We start from the raw sequence: 14,202 nt of genomic DNA, 5'->3' as shown, positions 1-14,202 counted from the left end.
CCGGCGCCGCCCGGTCGGTGTCCGCCGCCGCCCGGCCGGTGTCCGCCACCGGAATCAGCCGGCGGTCGCTGCCGGTGTCGGCCGGGGCCGGTGTCAGCCGGTGGCCGGGGCCGCGGCGTACTCCTCGTCGGTGACGGGGGTCGACCAGTGCACGACGTCGTGATCGACGTCCGCTTCGTTGATGGCCAGGTGAACCATGAGCCGGTTCGGGGCGGCGCCGTGCCAGTGCTCCTCATCGGCTTCGAACAGGACGCGGTCGCCGGGGCGGATGACCTCGACGGGCCCGCCCCGCCGCTGGCACAGGCCGATCCCTTCGGTGACGAAGACGGTCTGGCTCAGCGGGTGGCGGTGCCAGTGGGTGCGGGCGCCGGGCATGAAGTGGACCAGGTTGGCGCTGACCCGGGACGGGGCGGGGGCCGCGGCGACGGCGTCGATGTAGACGTCGCCGGTGAACCAGTCGGCGGGACCCTTGACGGTGTCGATCGAGCTACGGGTGATCTGCACGGTCGTTCCTTCTCCAGTGGCTGTGAGGTGGGTGTCAGGGCTTGAGGAGGGTCTTGACGGCGCGGCGCTCGTCCATGGCCCGGTAGCCCTCGGCGACCTGTTCCAGGGGCAGGGTGAGATCGAAGACCTTGCCCGGGTCGATCCGGCGGGTGAGGACGCGGTCGATCAGGTCGGGCAGGTAGCGGCGCACGGGCGCGGGCCCGCCGCGCAGGCCGACGTGGGAGAAGAACAGCTCCTGTCCGTCGATCGCGACCCCGTGGGGGACGCCGACGAAGCCGACGTTGCCGCCGGGCCGCGCCGAGTGCAGCGCCTGGCTCATGGCCTGGGCGGTGCCCACGCACTCCAGGACGCTGTCGGCGCCGATCCCGCCGGTCAGCTCCTTGATCCTGGCGACGCCCTCCTCGCCGCGCTCGGTGACGATGTCGGTCGCGCCGAACTCCCGGGCGAGCTTCTGGCGCGGCTCGTGCCGGGACATGGCGATGACGCGCTCGGCACCGAACTCCTTGGCCGCGATCACCGCGCACAGGCCGACCGCGCCGTCGCCGACGACCACGGCCGTGGAGCCGGGCTTCACCTCGGCGGCCTCCGCGGCCCACCAGCCGGTGCCCATCACGTCGGAGACGGCCAGCAGGCCGGGCCACAGTTCCTCGTCCGGCACCTCGTCGGTGGCGACCAGGGTGCCCTGGGCGTCGGGGACGCGTACGTACTCGGCCTGGCAGGTGCTCATGAACTCGCGGTTCAGGCAGTTGGACTGGAAGCCGTTGCGGCAGTTGGGGCAGGTGTTGTCCGAGGTCGCGAACGAGCCGACGACGAACTGGCCCGGCCTGACCGAGGTGACCTCGGCTCCTACCTCCTCGACGAAGCCGACGTACTCGTGCCCCATCGGGTGCGCCTCGTCGGTCGCGTCCAGGCCGCGCCAGGGCCACAGGTCGGAGCCGCACACGCAGGTCACGGCCGTCCGGATGATCGCGTCCGTCGGCTTCAGGATCTTCGGGTCGGCGAGGGCCTCGAAGCGCACATCGCCAGGGGCGTGGATGACTGCTCCGCGCATCGGAAAAGTCCTTACATGGGGAAGGGCGGGGCTCGGGGCGGTCCTCGGGGCCGCCACCGTGCCCGGGTACGGGCATGAGCCTGCGGTGCGTGCGAAAGGGGCGCCGTCGTCCCTCGCGCACCGCCCGGCAGGGCACCTCGCGCCGGACGGTCGCGCCGCCCGGGAAGTGCCTCGTTCCAGGTAACCGCCGATGCCGGCGGCGAGCCAGTCACCGTCGAGAGGTGTACTGCCGGTACACCCCTTCTCCTGCGGGCACGACGTACGGTCGGGGACATGGACAACCGTGAGGAGGTCCGCGAGTTCCTCACCTCGCGGCGAGCGAAGATCACCCCGGAGCTGGCCGGTCTGCCGGCCGGGCCCCGGCGGCGGGTGCCGGGGCTGCGCAGGAGCGAGGTCGCCGCGCTGGCCGACATGAGCGTGGAGTACTACGCGAAGCTGGAGCGCGGCAGCCTCGCCGGCGTCTCCCCGGCCGTCCTCGAAGCCGTCGCCCGCGCACTTCAGCTGGACGACGCCGAACGCGCCCACCTGCTGCACCTGGCCCAGGCCGCCGCCGGCTCCGACGCCCTCAGCCGCCCCCGGCGCCGGTCCACCGTCCGGCAGTGGAGCCCGCACCGCAGCCTGCAGTGGACGCTGGACGCGATCACGGCGGGACCCGCGGTCGTGAGCAACGGCCGGATGGACGTCCTGGCCGTCAACCCGCTCGCCCGGGTCTTCTACGCCGACCTCTTCGCCAACGCGGACAACCAGCGCAACCTGGCCCGTTTCAACTTCCTCGACCCGGCCTCCCGCCGGTTCTACCCCGACTGGGAGCTGTTCGGGGACATGGCGGTGGCCATCCTGCGCCGGGAGGCCGGCCGCGACCCCCACGACAAGGAGCTGCACGACCTCGTCGGGGAGCTGTCCACCCGCAGCAGGGAGTTCCGCACCCGCTGGGGCGCCCACGACGTCCGCCGCCACGGGACCGGCACCAAGCGGTTCCGCCACCCCGCGGTCGGCGACCTCACCCTCGCCTACGAGGCCCTGGACCTGGCCGCCGAACCCGGACTGGGCATGACCGTCTACACCGCCGAGCCCGGCTCGTCCTCGGAGGAGGGGCTGCGCCTGCTCGCCTCCCTGGCCGCCACCGAGGACGCCGGCACGGCGGCCCGGCGCCCCACCGGCTGAGGACCCGCTCCCGGGAGCGGGTGATCCGGTCCTCGCACACCCACCACCAGCGCCCGACGGCCGAAACGCGAAGCTCGAGCCGAAGCACGAAGCCGAAGCCCGACGTCAGTTCATGGGCCGGTCAGCCCAGTGCCGCGGTCGCCGCGCGCAGCTCCTCCAGGGCCGCCAGGACGTGCCCTGCGAGCTCGTCCTCGCCCTCACGGTCACCCTCGGACCACTGGGCGTACCCCCGCTTGAAGGCGAGGACGCCCAGCTCGCCGGCGAGGGCGGCGATCGGATCGGGCACACCGCGGGCGGCCAGGGCTGTCGTCATCGCCGCCGCGAGGCTGAGGCTCTTGAGGGCGTCGCGCTCCTGGAGTTCGGTGCTGGCGGCGACGGCCGCCTTGAGACGAGGGGCGATTTCGCGGTTCACGGGGCCCATCGTGGCCGTGGCGCGCTCGAGACCGGCGGCGACCGCGTCGAGCGGGCCGGCGTCACCGGGCGCCTCGGCGATGCCCTCGGCCAGCAGCCGGCACAGCGTCTCCTGCCCGGCCACCAGCAGTTCGCGCTTGTCGGGGAAGTGCCGGAAGAAGGTGCTCTTGGTGACCCCGGCCCGCTCGGCGATCTGCGCGACGGTCGTGGCGTCGTACCCCTGCTCGGCGAACAGGTCGACGGCGGCCACGACGAGGCGTTCACGCGCTCCCGGTTCCCATCTGCCCATGGCGCCATCCTATGTGATGGGACAAGAGTCCCATCACTCGGGTATGGTGACGGGACAAGAGTCCCATCGATTGCGGGAGAGTTCCATGCACGTCTTCGTCACCGGTGGCACCGGCCTGATCGGGTCCGCCGTCCTCGCCGAACTCCTCGGCAACGGCCACACCGTCCTCGCGCTCGCCCGTTCCGACGCGTCGGCGCGGGCCGCCGAGGCGGCCGGCGCCGAGCCGCTCAGGGGAGCCCTCCGCGATCTGGACGTCCTGCGCGCGGGCGCCGCCCGGGCCGACGGGGTGATCCACCTGGCGTTCGCCAACGACTTCAGCAGCGCCGACGCCCTCGCGAACGCGATAACCGAGGAGAGCGCCGCCCTCGCCGCCATCGGCGAGGAACTCGTCGGCAGCGACCGCCCCTTCGTGGCCGCCTCGGGTACGCCCCTCGTGCCGGGCCGCCCCTCCACGGAGAGCGACCCGCTGCCGACCGACGGGCCGGTCGGTGGCCGCGGCCGCGCGGTCACGGCGGTCCTGGGCCTCGCCTCGCGCGGGGTCCGCAGCACGGCCGTACGCCTGCCGCGCACGGTCCACAACCAGGGCGCGGGCGGATTCGCCGGCCTGCTGACCGACATCGCGCGCCGGACCGGGGTCTCGGGCTACCCGGGCGACGGCGCACAGCGCTGGCCGGCCGTGCACGCGCTCGACGCGGCCGTCCTCTTCCGGCTGGCCCTGGAGCGGGCGGAAGCGGGCACCTCCTGGCACGCGGTGGCCGACGAGGGGGACGCGGTGCGTGACATCGCGGCGGTCATCGGCCGGCGGCTGGGCCTGCCCGTCGAGTCGGTGCCGACGCAGACGTACGGCCCCCTCGGTCCCGTCTTCGCGGCCGACCAGCCCTCGTCCGGCGCTCACACCCGGCGGGCGCTCGGCTGGGAGCCGAAGCACCCCGGCCTTCTGGACGACCTGGAGAACGTCCGGCCCTGACCGGAGGAGGAGACGGGGCCGGCCGGCCCGTCGGCGCCCGCACCGACAGGACCGCGTCGCGGTGTGGGCGGAGGAAGTCGCGGTGCGAGCGGAAAAAGGGGAGGCGGGTTCCGACGAGCCGTTGGCAGGATGTCCGCGCCCGACACCCGAGGGGAAAGGACCCCAGGACCATGGCCCGTGCCGTCACCCTGATCCGCTGCGCCGCCCTGTCCGACGTCGCCGAGTACGCCTACGCGGCCACGGCGCCCGCCGACTCCCGCCTGATCTTCCTGGCGGGAGCGTGTCCCCTGAACGACGACGGCTCGACGGCGGCGGTCGGCGACTACGCGGGGCAGGCGCTGAAAGCGGTCGAGAACATGCGGGCCGCCCTCGCCGCCTCCGGTGCGTCGCTCCAGGACGTCATCAGCACGAGGGTTCTCGTCGCGTCGTCCCGCCAGGAGGATCTGGTGACCGCCTGGAATGTGGTCCGGGACGCGTTCGGTGACCATGACGTTCCCAGCACCTTGATGGGCGTCACGGTGCTGGGTTACGCCGATCAGCTCGTCGAGATCGAGGCCGTCGCCGCCGTACTCGACTCCTGAGCCCGGCGACACACCTGCCGGGTCCCTCGTCCGCGACGCGGCCGGCGTGATGCCGCGGGATCCGCGGATCAGCCTCGTCAGCCCGGGGTCGATCGAGTAGGGCAAAGGCAGGGACTCGGCCGACGGCACTCCCGTCTGCGAGGTGGCCCGCGCCCATGTGGACGCCGTCGAAGGCCGCGCGCAGGGCCAGGTCATCCGTCCGTGACGTGCCGGAAAAGGAGGGGGCCCGCCGTCGGATTCGGTGGCGGGCCGTCGGATTCGGTGGCGGGCCGTCGGAGCCCCACCGGCAGGGTGCGGGAACGCGGTCCGGCGTTGCCCGGGCCGCGGTGCGCGGTGGGATCGTCGCACCGGGATCTTCCCGGGGTCACGGTGAGTGCCCGGCGCGACCGTCGCGCCGGGGCTTCCCGAGGCCGGCCGCGGAGCCGGGTGCGAGCGTCACCGAGCGGCTACGGCTTCCTCGGTCCGGCCGGTACGCACAGCCGTGCCAGGCCGGCGGCCACGAGGTAGGCGAGCGCTCCGGCGGCCATGCCGGCGCGCAGCCCTCCGCCGGAGCCGGCGCCCATGGAGAGCAGGCTGCCGCCGAGGGCCACCCCCGTCGCGCTGCCGATCTGGCGGGTGGTGTTGAACAGGGCGGAGGCGACCCCCGGATACCCGGGCGGTGCGGCCCCCATCACCGTGGCGGTCGAACCGGTCAGCGCGAAGGAGGTGCCGAACCCCGCGGCCATCATGGGCGGCACCAGCAGCGGGTAGCCGGCGTCGGGGCCGGCCACCGCCCAGCCGGCCAGGCCCAGCGCGGCCAGCAGCATGCCGGAGACCACCAGCGGCCGGTCGCCGGTGCGGCGGGACAGCCGCCCGGACAGGGCCGAGGCGAACATGGTCATCGCGACCGCCGGGAACAGCGCCGCCCCGGTCTCCAGGGCGCTCAGGCCACGCCGGCGCTGGAAGTCCAGGCTGGCGGTGAACACCATGCCGTAGAAGCCGAAGTTGAACAGCAGACCGATGACGGCTCCGCCGCTCATCGCCCGTGAGCGCAGCAGGTCCAGCGGCAGGGCGGGCGACCTGGCCAGCCGCTCGCGCAGCGCGAACACCGCGGCGGCCAGGACGGCCAGCCCCGCTCCGGCGAGGACGGCGGGGTCGGTCCAGCCGCGCCGTCCGGCCTCGTTGAGCGCGGCGGTCAGCAGGGCCGCCGTCGCCACCACCGCGCACTGCGCCGGCCAGTCCAGGGCCCGTCCGGCGTCGCGGGACGAGGGCGCCACGTGCCGCAGCGTCAGGGCCAGACACGCCACGCCGACCGGCAGGTTGATGAGGAAGACCCAGCGCCAGCCCACCGTGGAGACCAGCAGGCCGCCCAGCAGCGGCCCGGCGGAGGCCGCGACGCCCGCCATCGAACCCCACAGCCCGAAGGCGCGTGCGCGTGCCGCCGGAGCGGGATACGCCTGCTGGAGCAGGGCCAGGGAACCGGGCACGATCAACGCCGCGCCGACGCCCTCCACCACCCGGGCCGCGACGAGGAAGCGGGCGTTCGGCGCGAACGCGCACCCGGCCGACGAAGCGACGAACACCACGACGCCCCAGCCGAAGACCCGCCGGTTGCCCAGCCGGTCCCCCAGCGCCCCTCCGGTCATGAGGAATCCGGCGAAGGCCAGGGTGTAGCCGTCCGTGATCCACTGGATGCCGGTGACCGAGACGGACAGCTCGCGGCCGATGACCGGCGCGGCCACGTTGATGATCGTCACGTCCAGGATCACCATGAAGTACCCGGCGCACACGGCGAGGAGGGGCGCCAAGGACCGCCGTCCGCGTTCCGGGGCCGGCCGGGCGGCGGGCACCGGCCCCTCGGCACCACCGGACTCCGCGAACGTCACGCCCCTGGCTCCCTCCTCCGTCCACGGGCGAACCGCGTGAAACATCGACGTCAGCGATACGTATTCCACACCGGGAGGCGGTCGGGGCCGGGACGGCGCCCCGCCGCGCCCAGGATCCGCCTTCCGGGCGTCCGGTCGGAGTACTCCGCCTCCTCCCTGGCGTCGGCCGCGCCGCCGCCCCCGACCTCGGACCGCCGTCCGGCCGGCGTGGTGTCAGGGCCGCGTGGAGGCGTCGATCCCGCGCTCCGGCAGTTCGGCCAGTCGCAGCGGGGTGCGATCCTCGAACAGGCAGGCCGTCAGGTCGGCTGTCCGATGCAGCTCTACGCCCCTCTGGGTCCGGCCCAGGGGGGCTTTTTTCATGGCGGGCGCCCCCCGGTGCGGACGGGGCGGACGACGTGCCGCGCGGGAACGGCCGGCGGACGCCCGTGACCGACCGCCGCCCGCGCCGGGCCGCGGCTCACCCACCGCCCCGCACGAGCACCAGCGGCACGCCCGCGCAGGGCAGCAGTGCCGCCGGGGCCGATCCGGCGGGCCGGGCGGCCCCCTCCAGCACGGCCGCGAAGTCGGGCCCCCGGGTGAGGGATCCGGCCAGATGGGCGGGGTCGGCGGAGGCGGCCACCCGTCCTCGGGCGTTGACCAGGTGCGCCGGCGCGGGCAGGCGGCGCAGCAGGGGCAGCACGGCCGCCTCGAAGTCCCGTAGGTACACGTCGGCCGCGGCGACCCCCGCGAAGCGGCCCGCCACCCGTACCGGTGCGGAGAGCGTCAGGCTGTACTGGTCGGAGCAGAGGTAGTCGACGTACGGCCCGGCCACCGCACGCCGTCCGGTGTCCCGGGGGAGCGTGAACCAGTCCCAGTGCGTGTAGTCCGCGTAGGCGGACCGGCCCGGGTCCAGGTCGGGCAGCAGCGGCCGGACGTCTCCCGAGGCGGTGCTCTGCCACCACTCCAGCCACGCCGGCACGTCGCCCAGCAGTCCCGGCGCCGCGATGAAGCCGACGCCCGAGACCAACTCCTGTCGGGTCAGCCTGAGATGCAGTGCGGGCCGCAGCGCCGCCAGGTCCGCGCCGACGGGGCTCCGCCCCTCGGCACGCACCCGTGCCAGCAGCGCCGCCGTGTCGGAGCGGATCTCGGCCACCGTCTCGAACACGGCCTCCAGCACGCGGCCCACCTCCTCGGCCACCCGCTCGGCGGTGAGCGGCGCCGGGGTCGGCGCGCCGGGTGCCACCGGCGATGTGGCGAGTGCCGGGCTCGGGTCCATGGCGCCCCCTCCAACGGACGGGCCCGGCCGGCCGGGGCGCCGCGTCCCAGTGCCGCGCCGGCGACGTTCGCCCCGTCGCGCGAACGTCGCCTGCCGCGGCGCTAGAGGGTCAGCCGCAGGGCGGCGAGCCGTCCCGCCGACTCCTCGACGCACCGCTCGGCCAGTGTCCGGGCCGGATCAGGGGCACCATCCTGCACGGCGCGGACGACGGCGCGGTGCAGGTCCGCGACTTCTTCACGATATGCGTCGTCGCCGAGCACGAGACACAACAGCGCCCCGATCTCGGTCTGCAGCGCCACCTGGGCCCGCGTGAGCCGGGCGGACTGCGCGGCGGCGGCCAGCTCCACGTGGAACCGCCCGTACACCCGGCTGTGCGCCGCCCCGTCCGCGGCGCCCGCCAACTCCTCGGCCGTCCGCTCCAGTCGGCGCAGGTCGCCGGGTTCCGTGCGGTCGGCGGCGAGCCGCGCCGCCGTCCCCGACAGCGCGGCCCAGTGATCGCCGAGATCGCGCAGCTCCGTACTGCTCCAGTCGCGCAGCCGGTCCAACAGCCGCTGCTGCTCGGGTGCCTCGGGCCGGGAGACGAAGCTGCCGCCGCCACGTCCGCGGCGGGTGGTGACCAGGCCCTGCTGCCGCAGCGCCATCAGCGCCTCCCGCAGGGTCACGGTGGAGACGCCGAGCCGGCCGGCCAGCTCGCTCTCCCCGGGCAGTTGCTCCCCGTCGGCGAGCAGGCCGAGTTCTATGGCGTCGCCGATCCTGCTGACCACCGTGTCCACCCGTGCCCGCCGCTCCACCGGGGCGAACACCGCCCCGTGCGCGCCGAGACCGCCGCGCCCGCCGCCGCGTATGCCGTCCGTGTCGCCACGGTGCGTCCCGTCCGCGTCGCCCTCGCGTAGGCCGGCCGTGCCGTCCGCGCCGCCGCGGCGTATGCCGTCCGCGGCGTCCGCGCCGCCGCCGGGGCTCACGGGCCCACTCCTGGTGTGTCGTCGTTCCACGGTCTCCACCCTGCCGGTTGACCCAAGCTTTGCCCGGAGGCGGTCTTGAGATTTGAACTATGGGTTCATAGGTTTTCGTTCAACGTCCGTGAGCGTCAGAAGGGTTCCCGTATGGAGGGAAGTGCCGTCCGGTTGCAGGGTCTGCGCAAGACGTTCTCGGAGACGGTGGCCGTGGCCGGCGTCGACCTGGAGATCCGGGACGGGGAGTTCTTCTCCATGCTCGGCCCGTCCGGGTCGGGCAAGACCACGGTGCTGCGCCTGATCGCGGGCTTCGAGACGCCCACCGCGGGGCGCGTCGAACTCGCCGGCCAGGACGTCACGCGCCTCGCGCCCTTCGAGCGGGACGTCCACACCGTCTTCCAGGACTACGCCCTCTTCCCGCACATGACGGTCGAGCAGAACGTCGCCTACGCGCTGAAGGTCCGCAAGGTGCCGCGCTCCGAGCGGCCGGCCCGCGTCCGGGAGGCGCTCGCCGGCGTACGCCTCGACGGCTACGGCGCCCGGCGCCCCGCCCAGCTCTCCGGCGGCCAGCGTCAGCGGGTCGCCCTCGCCCGGGCCCTCGTGGGCCGCCCCCGCGTCCTGCTGCTCGACGAACCGCTCGGCGCGCTCGACCTCAAGCTGCGCGAGCGGATGCAGCTGGAACTCAAGGCGCTCCAGCGCGAGGTCGGCATCACGTTCGTCTTCGTCACCCACGACCAGGAGGAGGCCCTGACGATGAGCGACCGCATCGCCGTCTTCCACCAGGGCCGCCTCGAACAGGTCGGCTCCCCCGCCGAGATCTACGAACGTCCGGCCACCCCCTTCGTGGCCTCCTTCGTCGGCGCCTCCAACCTGCTGCGCGGCGAGTCGGCCCGGCGCGTCCTCGGGGAGGAGGCCACCCACAGCGTCCGGCCGGAGAAGATCCGCGTCCTGAAGGAGTCCGCCGCGGCCGACGAGCCCGGGGTCGTCTCCGCCGCGGGCACCGTCGCCGAGGTCGTCTACCTGGGCGACTCCACCCGCTTCCTGGTGGACCTCGACGCCGGGGGCCGCCTCACCGCGCTGCAGCAGAACCTGGAGACCTCGGCCGAGGACGTCGCGGCCTACCGCGGGACCCGGGTGCGCCTGGCCTGGCGCCGCCGCCACGCCGTCCGGATACCCGACGCCGCCGCCCTCCGTCCGGGCGCCGACGAGATCCCCGCGCCCGCCGAGCCCCCCGGCACCGCCCAGGTCCCCGACGCCCGCTGAACCGTCCCCTTCCCGTTGGGAGTCACGCCGTGCGCCTCACCCGAACCCTTCGAGCGGCGGCCACCGCCGCGCTGCTGCTCGCCGCCACCGCCTGCGGATCCTCCGGCGGCGGCTCCCCGTCCGGCGGCCTCAACCCGCCCGACCTCAAGGCTCCGTCCCATCTCGGCGAGGGCGAGGGCGAGGTCGACCTGATCGCCTGGGCCGGTTACGTCGAGGACGGCTCCAACGACCCCAAGGCCGACTGGGTCGGCGGCTTCGAGAAGAAGACCGGCTGCCGGGTGCGCTCCAAGGTCGCGGCCAGCTCCGACGAGATGGTCAAGCTGATGAAGACCGGTGACTACGACGCCGTGTCGGCCTCCGGGGACGCCTCCCTGCGCCTGATCGCCTCCGGCGACGCCGCCCCGGTCAACACGGACCTCGTCCCCAACTACCGTGACGTCTTCCCCGATCTGAAGAAGCAGCCCTGGAACTCCGTCAAGGGCACGGCGTACGGCATCCCGCACGGCCGCGGCGCCAACCTGCTGATGTACGACACCGAGAAGGTGAAACCGGCGCCCACCTCCTGGTCCGCCGTCTTCGACGGCGCCGCCGCGTACAAGGGGCACGTCACCGCCTACGACTCGCCCATCTACATCGCCGACGCGGCCCTGTATCTGAAGGCCACCAGGCCCGAGTTGGGGATCAAGGATCCCTACGCCCTCGACCAGAGGCAGTTCGACGCCGCCGTGGCCCTGCTGAAGAAGCAGAACGCGTCGGTGGGCGAGTACTGGAGCGACTACCTGAAGGAGGTCTCCGCCTTCAAGAGCGGCGACTCGGTGATCGGCACCACCTGGCAGGTCATCGCCAACCTCGCCGCCTCCGAGGGTGCGAAGGTCGCGGCGTCCGTGCCGAAGGAGGGATCGACCGGCTGGTCCGACACCTGGATGGTCTCCGCCAAGGCCGAGCACCCCGACTGCGCCTACAAGTGGCTCGACTGGATCGTCTCGCCGAAGGTCAACGCCCAGGTCGCCGAGTACTTCGGCGAGGCCCCCGCCAACGCGAAGGCCTGCGCGCTGACGAGCGACAAGAACTTCTGCGCCACCTACCACGCCGCCGACACCGCCTACTGGAAGCGGATCGCCTTCTGGAACACGCCCATCGAGCAGTGCCTGGACGGCCGCAGGGACGTGAAGTGCGTCCCGTACGCGAAGTGGGTTCAGGCCTGGACCGAGATCAAGGGCTGAGCCGTGACCGCCACCGCCCAGGCCGGCCCGAGCGCCGGACGCAGACCCCCGGGGCTGCCGCGGCGCACGGCCGGGGCGCTGCACCGCCGCCCCCGCCTCAGGCTCGCCCTCCTGCTGGCCGCCCCGCTGCTGTGGCTGGCCGTGCTCTACCTCGGCTCGCTGGGCGTGCTGTTCGTCTCCGCGTTCTGGACCACGGACTCCTTCACCTCGGCGGTCGTCCGGGTCTGGTCGGCCGACAACTTCCACGCGCTGCTGACCACACCCGTCTACCGCCAGGTGATCGTGCGCAGTGTCGGCGTGGCCCTGGCGGTCACCGTCCTGTGCGCGGTGATCGCCTTCCCGCTCGCGTTCTACACCGCGCGCGTGGCGCGGCCCCGGTGGCGTCCGCTGCTGGTGGTGGCCATCCTGACGCCGCTGTGGGCCAGTTACCTGGTCAAGGTGTACGCCTGGCGGCTGATCCTGTCCCAGGGCGGGCTCGCCGACTGGATGCTGAGGCCGTTCGGACTCAGCGGCCCTGGGTTCGGGCTCCCGGCGGCCGTGCTCACCCTCACCTACCTGTGGCTGCCGTACATGATCCTGCCCGTTCACACCGCGCTGCGGCAGCTGCCCGACGGGCTGCTCGACGCATCGGCCGACCTGGGCGCGCGGCCCGGCCGCACCTTCCGGTCGGTCGTCCTGCCGCTGGTGCTGCCGTCCGTCGCCGCCGGCTCGGTCTTCACCTTCTCGCTCAGCCTCGGCGACTACATCACCGTGCAGATCGTCGGCGGCAAGACCCAGCTGATCGGCAATCTCGTCTACTCCGACATCGAGCTGAACCTGCCCATGGCCGCGGCCCTCGGCACGGTCCCCGTCGTCGTCATCGTGCTCTACCTGCTGGCGATACGCCGCACCGGCGCCCTCAGCAGTCTCTGACCGGCTCCACCGAGTCCCCAGGGGGTCCCCCGCATGCGGCTCACCCGCGGCACGCGCATCGCCCTGCGCACCGCCGCCGCCCTCGGCTTCGCGGTGATCTACGTCCCGCTCCTGCTGGTCCTGGTCAACTCGCTCAACCCGGACCGCAGCGCGAGCTGGCCGCCGCCCGGCCTGACCCTGCACTGGTGGTCCGTGGCCTGGGAGAACTCCGGCGCCCGCGGCGCGCTGTGGACGTCGGTGAGGGCCGGTCTCGGCGCCACCGCGATCGCCCTGGTCCTGGGCACGCTCATCGCGTTCGCGGTCGCCCGGCACCGCTTCTTCGGCCGCGACGCGATCTCCTTCGTGGTGATCCTGCCCATCGCGCTGCCCGGCATCGTCACCGGCATCGCCCTCAACTCCGCCTTCTCCACGGTGCTGAAACCGCTCGGGGTCGGGCTCGGCCTGTTCACGGTCGTCATCGGTCACGCGACCTTCTGCATCGTGATCGTCTTCAACAACGTCGTCGCCCGGCTGCGCCGCACCTCGCCCTCGTACGAGGAGGCGGCGATGGATCTCGGCGCCCACACCTTCCGCGCCTTCGCCGACGTCACCTTCCCGCTGGTGCGTTCGGCGCTGTGGGCGGGCGGGCTGCTGGCCTTCGCCCTGTCCTTCGACGAGATCGTGGTGACCACGTTCACCGCCGGGCCCGGGGTGGAGACCCTGCCCGTGTGGATCTACGGCAACATGACCCGGCCGCAGCAGGCGCCGGTGGTCAACGTGGTCGCGGCGGTCCTCGTCCTGCTGTCCGTCGTTCCGATCCACCTCGCCCAGCGGCTGTCGTCGGACACGGCGACGGACAGCCGCGGGTGACCGCGGGCGGGCGCGCCCGCCCGCGGCCGTGCCCGGCGCCGCATCGAGAACTCAGCGCAGCCGGCGGGCGCGCAGCACCAGGTCGTCGGTGTGGTGGGCGCCCGCGCCGCCGTCGGGCGCCACGCGCGGCCGCTGCTCGTTCACCTCGACCTCCCAGTCGTCGTCGAGCAGAGCGGCGACCATCGAGGGCCACACGTAGTCGGCCGGGTCGAACCCGCTGTCGTCGGCCTGACGGGTGTCCATCCCCGCGTGGTGCACGAGCAGCAGCACGCCGCCGGGCGCGACGGCCGCGAGCAGTGCTCGTTCGGCCGCGGCGTCGGGGGTGCGCAGCAGGGCCGGGTACTGGGCGGAGACGAGGTCGAAGGCGGCCGGCGGGAGGGGCGCCCGGGTCAGTGCGGCGTGGATCCAGCGGACGGTGACGCCGGCGTCCCGGGCGTGCCCGGCCGCCCGTTGGAGCGCCACGCCCGAGACCTCGAGCGCGGTCACGTCCCAGCCGGTGCGTGCGAGCCAGACGGCGTCCGCGCCCTCGCCGCAGCCGACGTCGAGCACCCGCCCGGGTGTCAGTCCGGCGACTTCGGCCACGAGCGCGCCGTTGGGCCGGCCGCTCCACAGTTGTCGCCGCTCGGCGTACCGCTTGTCCCATTCGGCCCGCACCGCCGGGTCTCCGGCGTAGCCGTCGGCGGGCCGGGGGGCGTCGGGCGCGGGCGAGTCCTCTGTCGTCTTCTCGGTCACGGGCTCACCGTCGCCCATGGTCTCCCGGTCGCGCCACCTGTGTTGCCGGTTCGGCAAGAACGCCTGCGCGGGCGAGCGGCCGCCGTACGCGGGCCGGAGGTGAGGGGCCGCGGTTCGTGGAGTCGGAGCGCCGCCCCCTCGCTCGCGGGAAGCCGCCGGCATCGCGGAAGCCGTCCGTCCACC

At 73.9% G+C, this 14,202-nt stretch carries 15 protein-coding genes; 7 read left to right on the top strand and 8 right to left on the bottom strand.

Annotation, left to right across the window (positions count from 1 at the left end):
* Positions 1-93 precede the first annotated feature (93 nt).
* Together ACH5A8_RS12630 and ACH5A8_RS12625 are read right to left on the bottom strand one after the other, a co-directional pair.
* A complete protein-coding gene (locus tag ACH5A8_RS12630; protein ID WP_399000934.1) occupies positions 94-504 on the bottom strand; it encodes a cupin domain-containing protein in 411 nt (136 codons plus the stop codon).
* A gap of 34 nt (positions 505-538) precedes the next feature.
* On the bottom strand, positions 539-1,555 hold the full coding sequence (locus ACH5A8_RS12625) for a zinc-dependent alcohol dehydrogenase family protein (RefSeq protein WP_399000932.1): 1,017 nt from the start codon (positions 1,553-1,555) through the stop codon (positions 539-541).
* Positions 1,556-1,828: 273 nt separating this feature from the next.
* On the opposite strand from ACH5A8_RS12625, the gene ACH5A8_RS12620 reads away from it, so the two are divergent.
* The gene (locus ACH5A8_RS12620; protein ID WP_399000930.1) at positions 1,829-2,719 is read left to right on the top strand and encodes a helix-turn-helix transcriptional regulator; all 891 of its coding nucleotides are present in this window, start codon (positions 1,829-1,831) and stop codon (positions 2,717-2,719) included.
* A 121-nt stretch (positions 2,720-2,840) separates the two neighbouring features.
* Here the strand turns inward: ACH5A8_RS12620 and ACH5A8_RS12615 are convergent, their stop codons facing one another.
* Positions 2,841-3,419 carry a TetR/AcrR family transcriptional regulator gene (locus tag ACH5A8_RS12615; protein WP_399000928.1) on the bottom strand — a complete coding sequence of 193 codons (579 nt, stop codon included), beginning with the start codon at positions 3,417-3,419 and terminating at the stop codon, positions 2,841-2,843.
* Positions 3,420-3,504: 85 nt separating this feature from the next.
* On the opposite strand from ACH5A8_RS12615, the gene ACH5A8_RS12610 reads away from it, so the two are divergent.
* Together ACH5A8_RS12610 and ACH5A8_RS12605 are read left to right on the top strand one after the other, a co-directional pair.
* Positions 3,505-4,386 (top strand): SDR family oxidoreductase, encoded by an 882-nt coding sequence (locus tag ACH5A8_RS12610; RefSeq protein ID WP_399000926.1) that lies wholly within the window; start codon positions 3,505-3,507, stop codon positions 4,384-4,386.
* 170 nt (positions 4,387-4,556) lie between these two features.
* The gene (locus ACH5A8_RS12605) at positions 4,557-4,967 is read left to right on the top strand and encodes a RidA family protein (RefSeq protein ID WP_399000924.1); all 411 of its coding nucleotides are present in this window, start codon (positions 4,557-4,559) and stop codon (positions 4,965-4,967) included.
* Positions 4,968-5,413: 446 nt separating this feature from the next.
* Here ACH5A8_RS12605 and ACH5A8_RS12600 read toward each other — a convergent pair whose 3' ends face one another.
* From ACH5A8_RS12600 to ACH5A8_RS12585, 4 genes are all read right to left on the bottom strand, one after another.
* The gene (locus ACH5A8_RS12600; protein WP_399000922.1) at positions 5,414-6,832 is read right to left on the bottom strand and encodes an MFS transporter; all 1,419 of its coding nucleotides are present in this window, start codon (positions 6,830-6,832) and stop codon (positions 5,414-5,416) included.
* Between the two features lie 213 nt (positions 6,833-7,045).
* The gene (locus tag ACH5A8_RS12595) at positions 7,046-7,192 is read right to left on the bottom strand and encodes a hypothetical protein (RefSeq protein WP_399000920.1); all 147 of its coding nucleotides are present in this window, start codon (positions 7,190-7,192) and stop codon (positions 7,046-7,048) included.
* Between the two features lie 97 nt (positions 7,193-7,289).
* Positions 7,290-8,087 carry a cache domain-containing protein gene (locus ACH5A8_RS12590; RefSeq protein WP_399000919.1) on the bottom strand — a complete coding sequence of 266 codons (798 nt, stop codon included), beginning with the start codon at positions 8,085-8,087 and terminating at the stop codon, positions 7,290-7,292.
* Positions 8,088-8,188: 101 nt separating this feature from the next.
* The gene (locus ACH5A8_RS12585; RefSeq protein WP_399001492.1) at positions 8,189-8,932 is read right to left on the bottom strand and encodes a FadR/GntR family transcriptional regulator; all 744 of its coding nucleotides are present in this window, start codon (positions 8,930-8,932) and stop codon (positions 8,189-8,191) included.
* Between the two features lie 258 nt (positions 8,933-9,190).
* Here ACH5A8_RS12585 and ACH5A8_RS12580 point away from each other — a divergent pair, with 258 nt between their 5' ends.
* From ACH5A8_RS12580 to ACH5A8_RS12565, 4 genes are read left to right on the top strand one after another with little or no spacing between them, the layout of a single operon-like run.
* Positions 9,191-10,303 carry an ABC transporter ATP-binding protein gene (locus ACH5A8_RS12580; RefSeq protein ID WP_399000917.1) on the top strand — a complete coding sequence of 371 codons (1,113 nt, stop codon included), beginning with the start codon at positions 9,191-9,193 and terminating at the stop codon, positions 10,301-10,303.
* A 29-nt stretch (positions 10,304-10,332) separates the two neighbouring features.
* Positions 10,333-11,526: an ABC transporter substrate-binding protein gene (locus ACH5A8_RS12575; protein WP_399000915.1), complete on the top strand. Its 1,194-nt coding sequence runs from the start codon at positions 10,333-10,335 to the stop codon at positions 11,524-11,526.
* 3 nt (positions 11,527-11,529) lie between these two features.
* Entirely contained in the window at positions 11,530-12,438 is a 909-nt protein-coding gene (locus ACH5A8_RS12570) for an ABC transporter permease (protein WP_399000913.1), read from the top strand.
* Positions 12,439-12,471: 33 nt separating this feature from the next.
* A complete protein-coding gene (locus ACH5A8_RS12565; RefSeq protein WP_399000911.1) occupies positions 12,472-13,287 on the top strand; it encodes an ABC transporter permease in 816 nt (271 codons plus the stop codon).
* A 51-nt stretch (positions 13,288-13,338) separates the two neighbouring features.
* Here ACH5A8_RS12565 and ACH5A8_RS12560 read toward each other — a convergent pair whose 3' ends face one another.
* Positions 13,339-14,019, bottom strand: coding sequence for a class I SAM-dependent methyltransferase (locus ACH5A8_RS12560; RefSeq protein WP_399000909.1), 681 nt, complete (start codon positions 14,017-14,019; stop codon positions 13,339-13,341).
* Between the last annotated feature and the right edge of the window lie 183 nt (positions 14,020-14,202).

Source organism: Streptomyces sp. NPDC018610 (assembly GCF_044391765.1).
GTDB lineage: Bacteria > Actinomycetota > Actinomycetes > Streptomycetales > Streptomycetaceae > Streptomyces.
This window is presented reverse-complemented; position numbering and strand designations above follow the sequence as displayed.

Bases quoted from the DNA above. Each gene is read 5' to 3' on its own strand.
- ACH5A8_RS12605 (WP_399000924.1), top strand. From the start codon at position 4,557: ATGGCCCGTGCCGTCACCCTGATCCGCTGCGCCGCCCTGTCCGACGTC.
- ACH5A8_RS12610 (WP_399000926.1), top strand. From the start codon at position 3,505: ATGCACGTCTTCGTCACCGGTGGCACCGGCCTGATCGGGTCCGCCGTC.
- ACH5A8_RS12565 (WP_399000911.1), top strand. From the start codon at position 12,472: ATGCGGCTCACCCGCGGCACGCGCATCGCCCTGCGCACCGCCGCCGCC.
- ACH5A8_RS12590 (WP_399000919.1), bottom strand. From the start codon at position 8,087: ATGGACCCGAGCCCGGCACTCGCCACATCGCCGGTGGCACCCGGCGCG.
- ACH5A8_RS12580 (WP_399000917.1), top strand. From the start codon at position 9,191: ATGGAGGGAAGTGCCGTCCGGTTGCAGGGTCTGCGCAAGACGTTCTCG.
- ACH5A8_RS12620 (WP_399000930.1), top strand. From the start codon at position 1,829: ATGGACAACCGTGAGGAGGTCCGCGAGTTCCTCACCTCGCGGCGAGCG.
- ACH5A8_RS12625 (WP_399000932.1), bottom strand. From the start codon at position 1,555: ATGCGCGGAGCAGTCATCCACGCCCCTGGCGATGTGCGCTTCGAGGCC.
- ACH5A8_RS12615 (WP_399000928.1), bottom strand. From the start codon at position 3,419: ATGGGCAGATGGGAACCGGGAGCGCGTGAACGCCTCGTCGTGGCCGCC.
- ACH5A8_RS12595 (WP_399000920.1), bottom strand. From the start codon at position 7,192: ATGAAAAAAGCCCCCCTGGGCCGGACCCAGAGGGGCGTAGAGCTGCAT.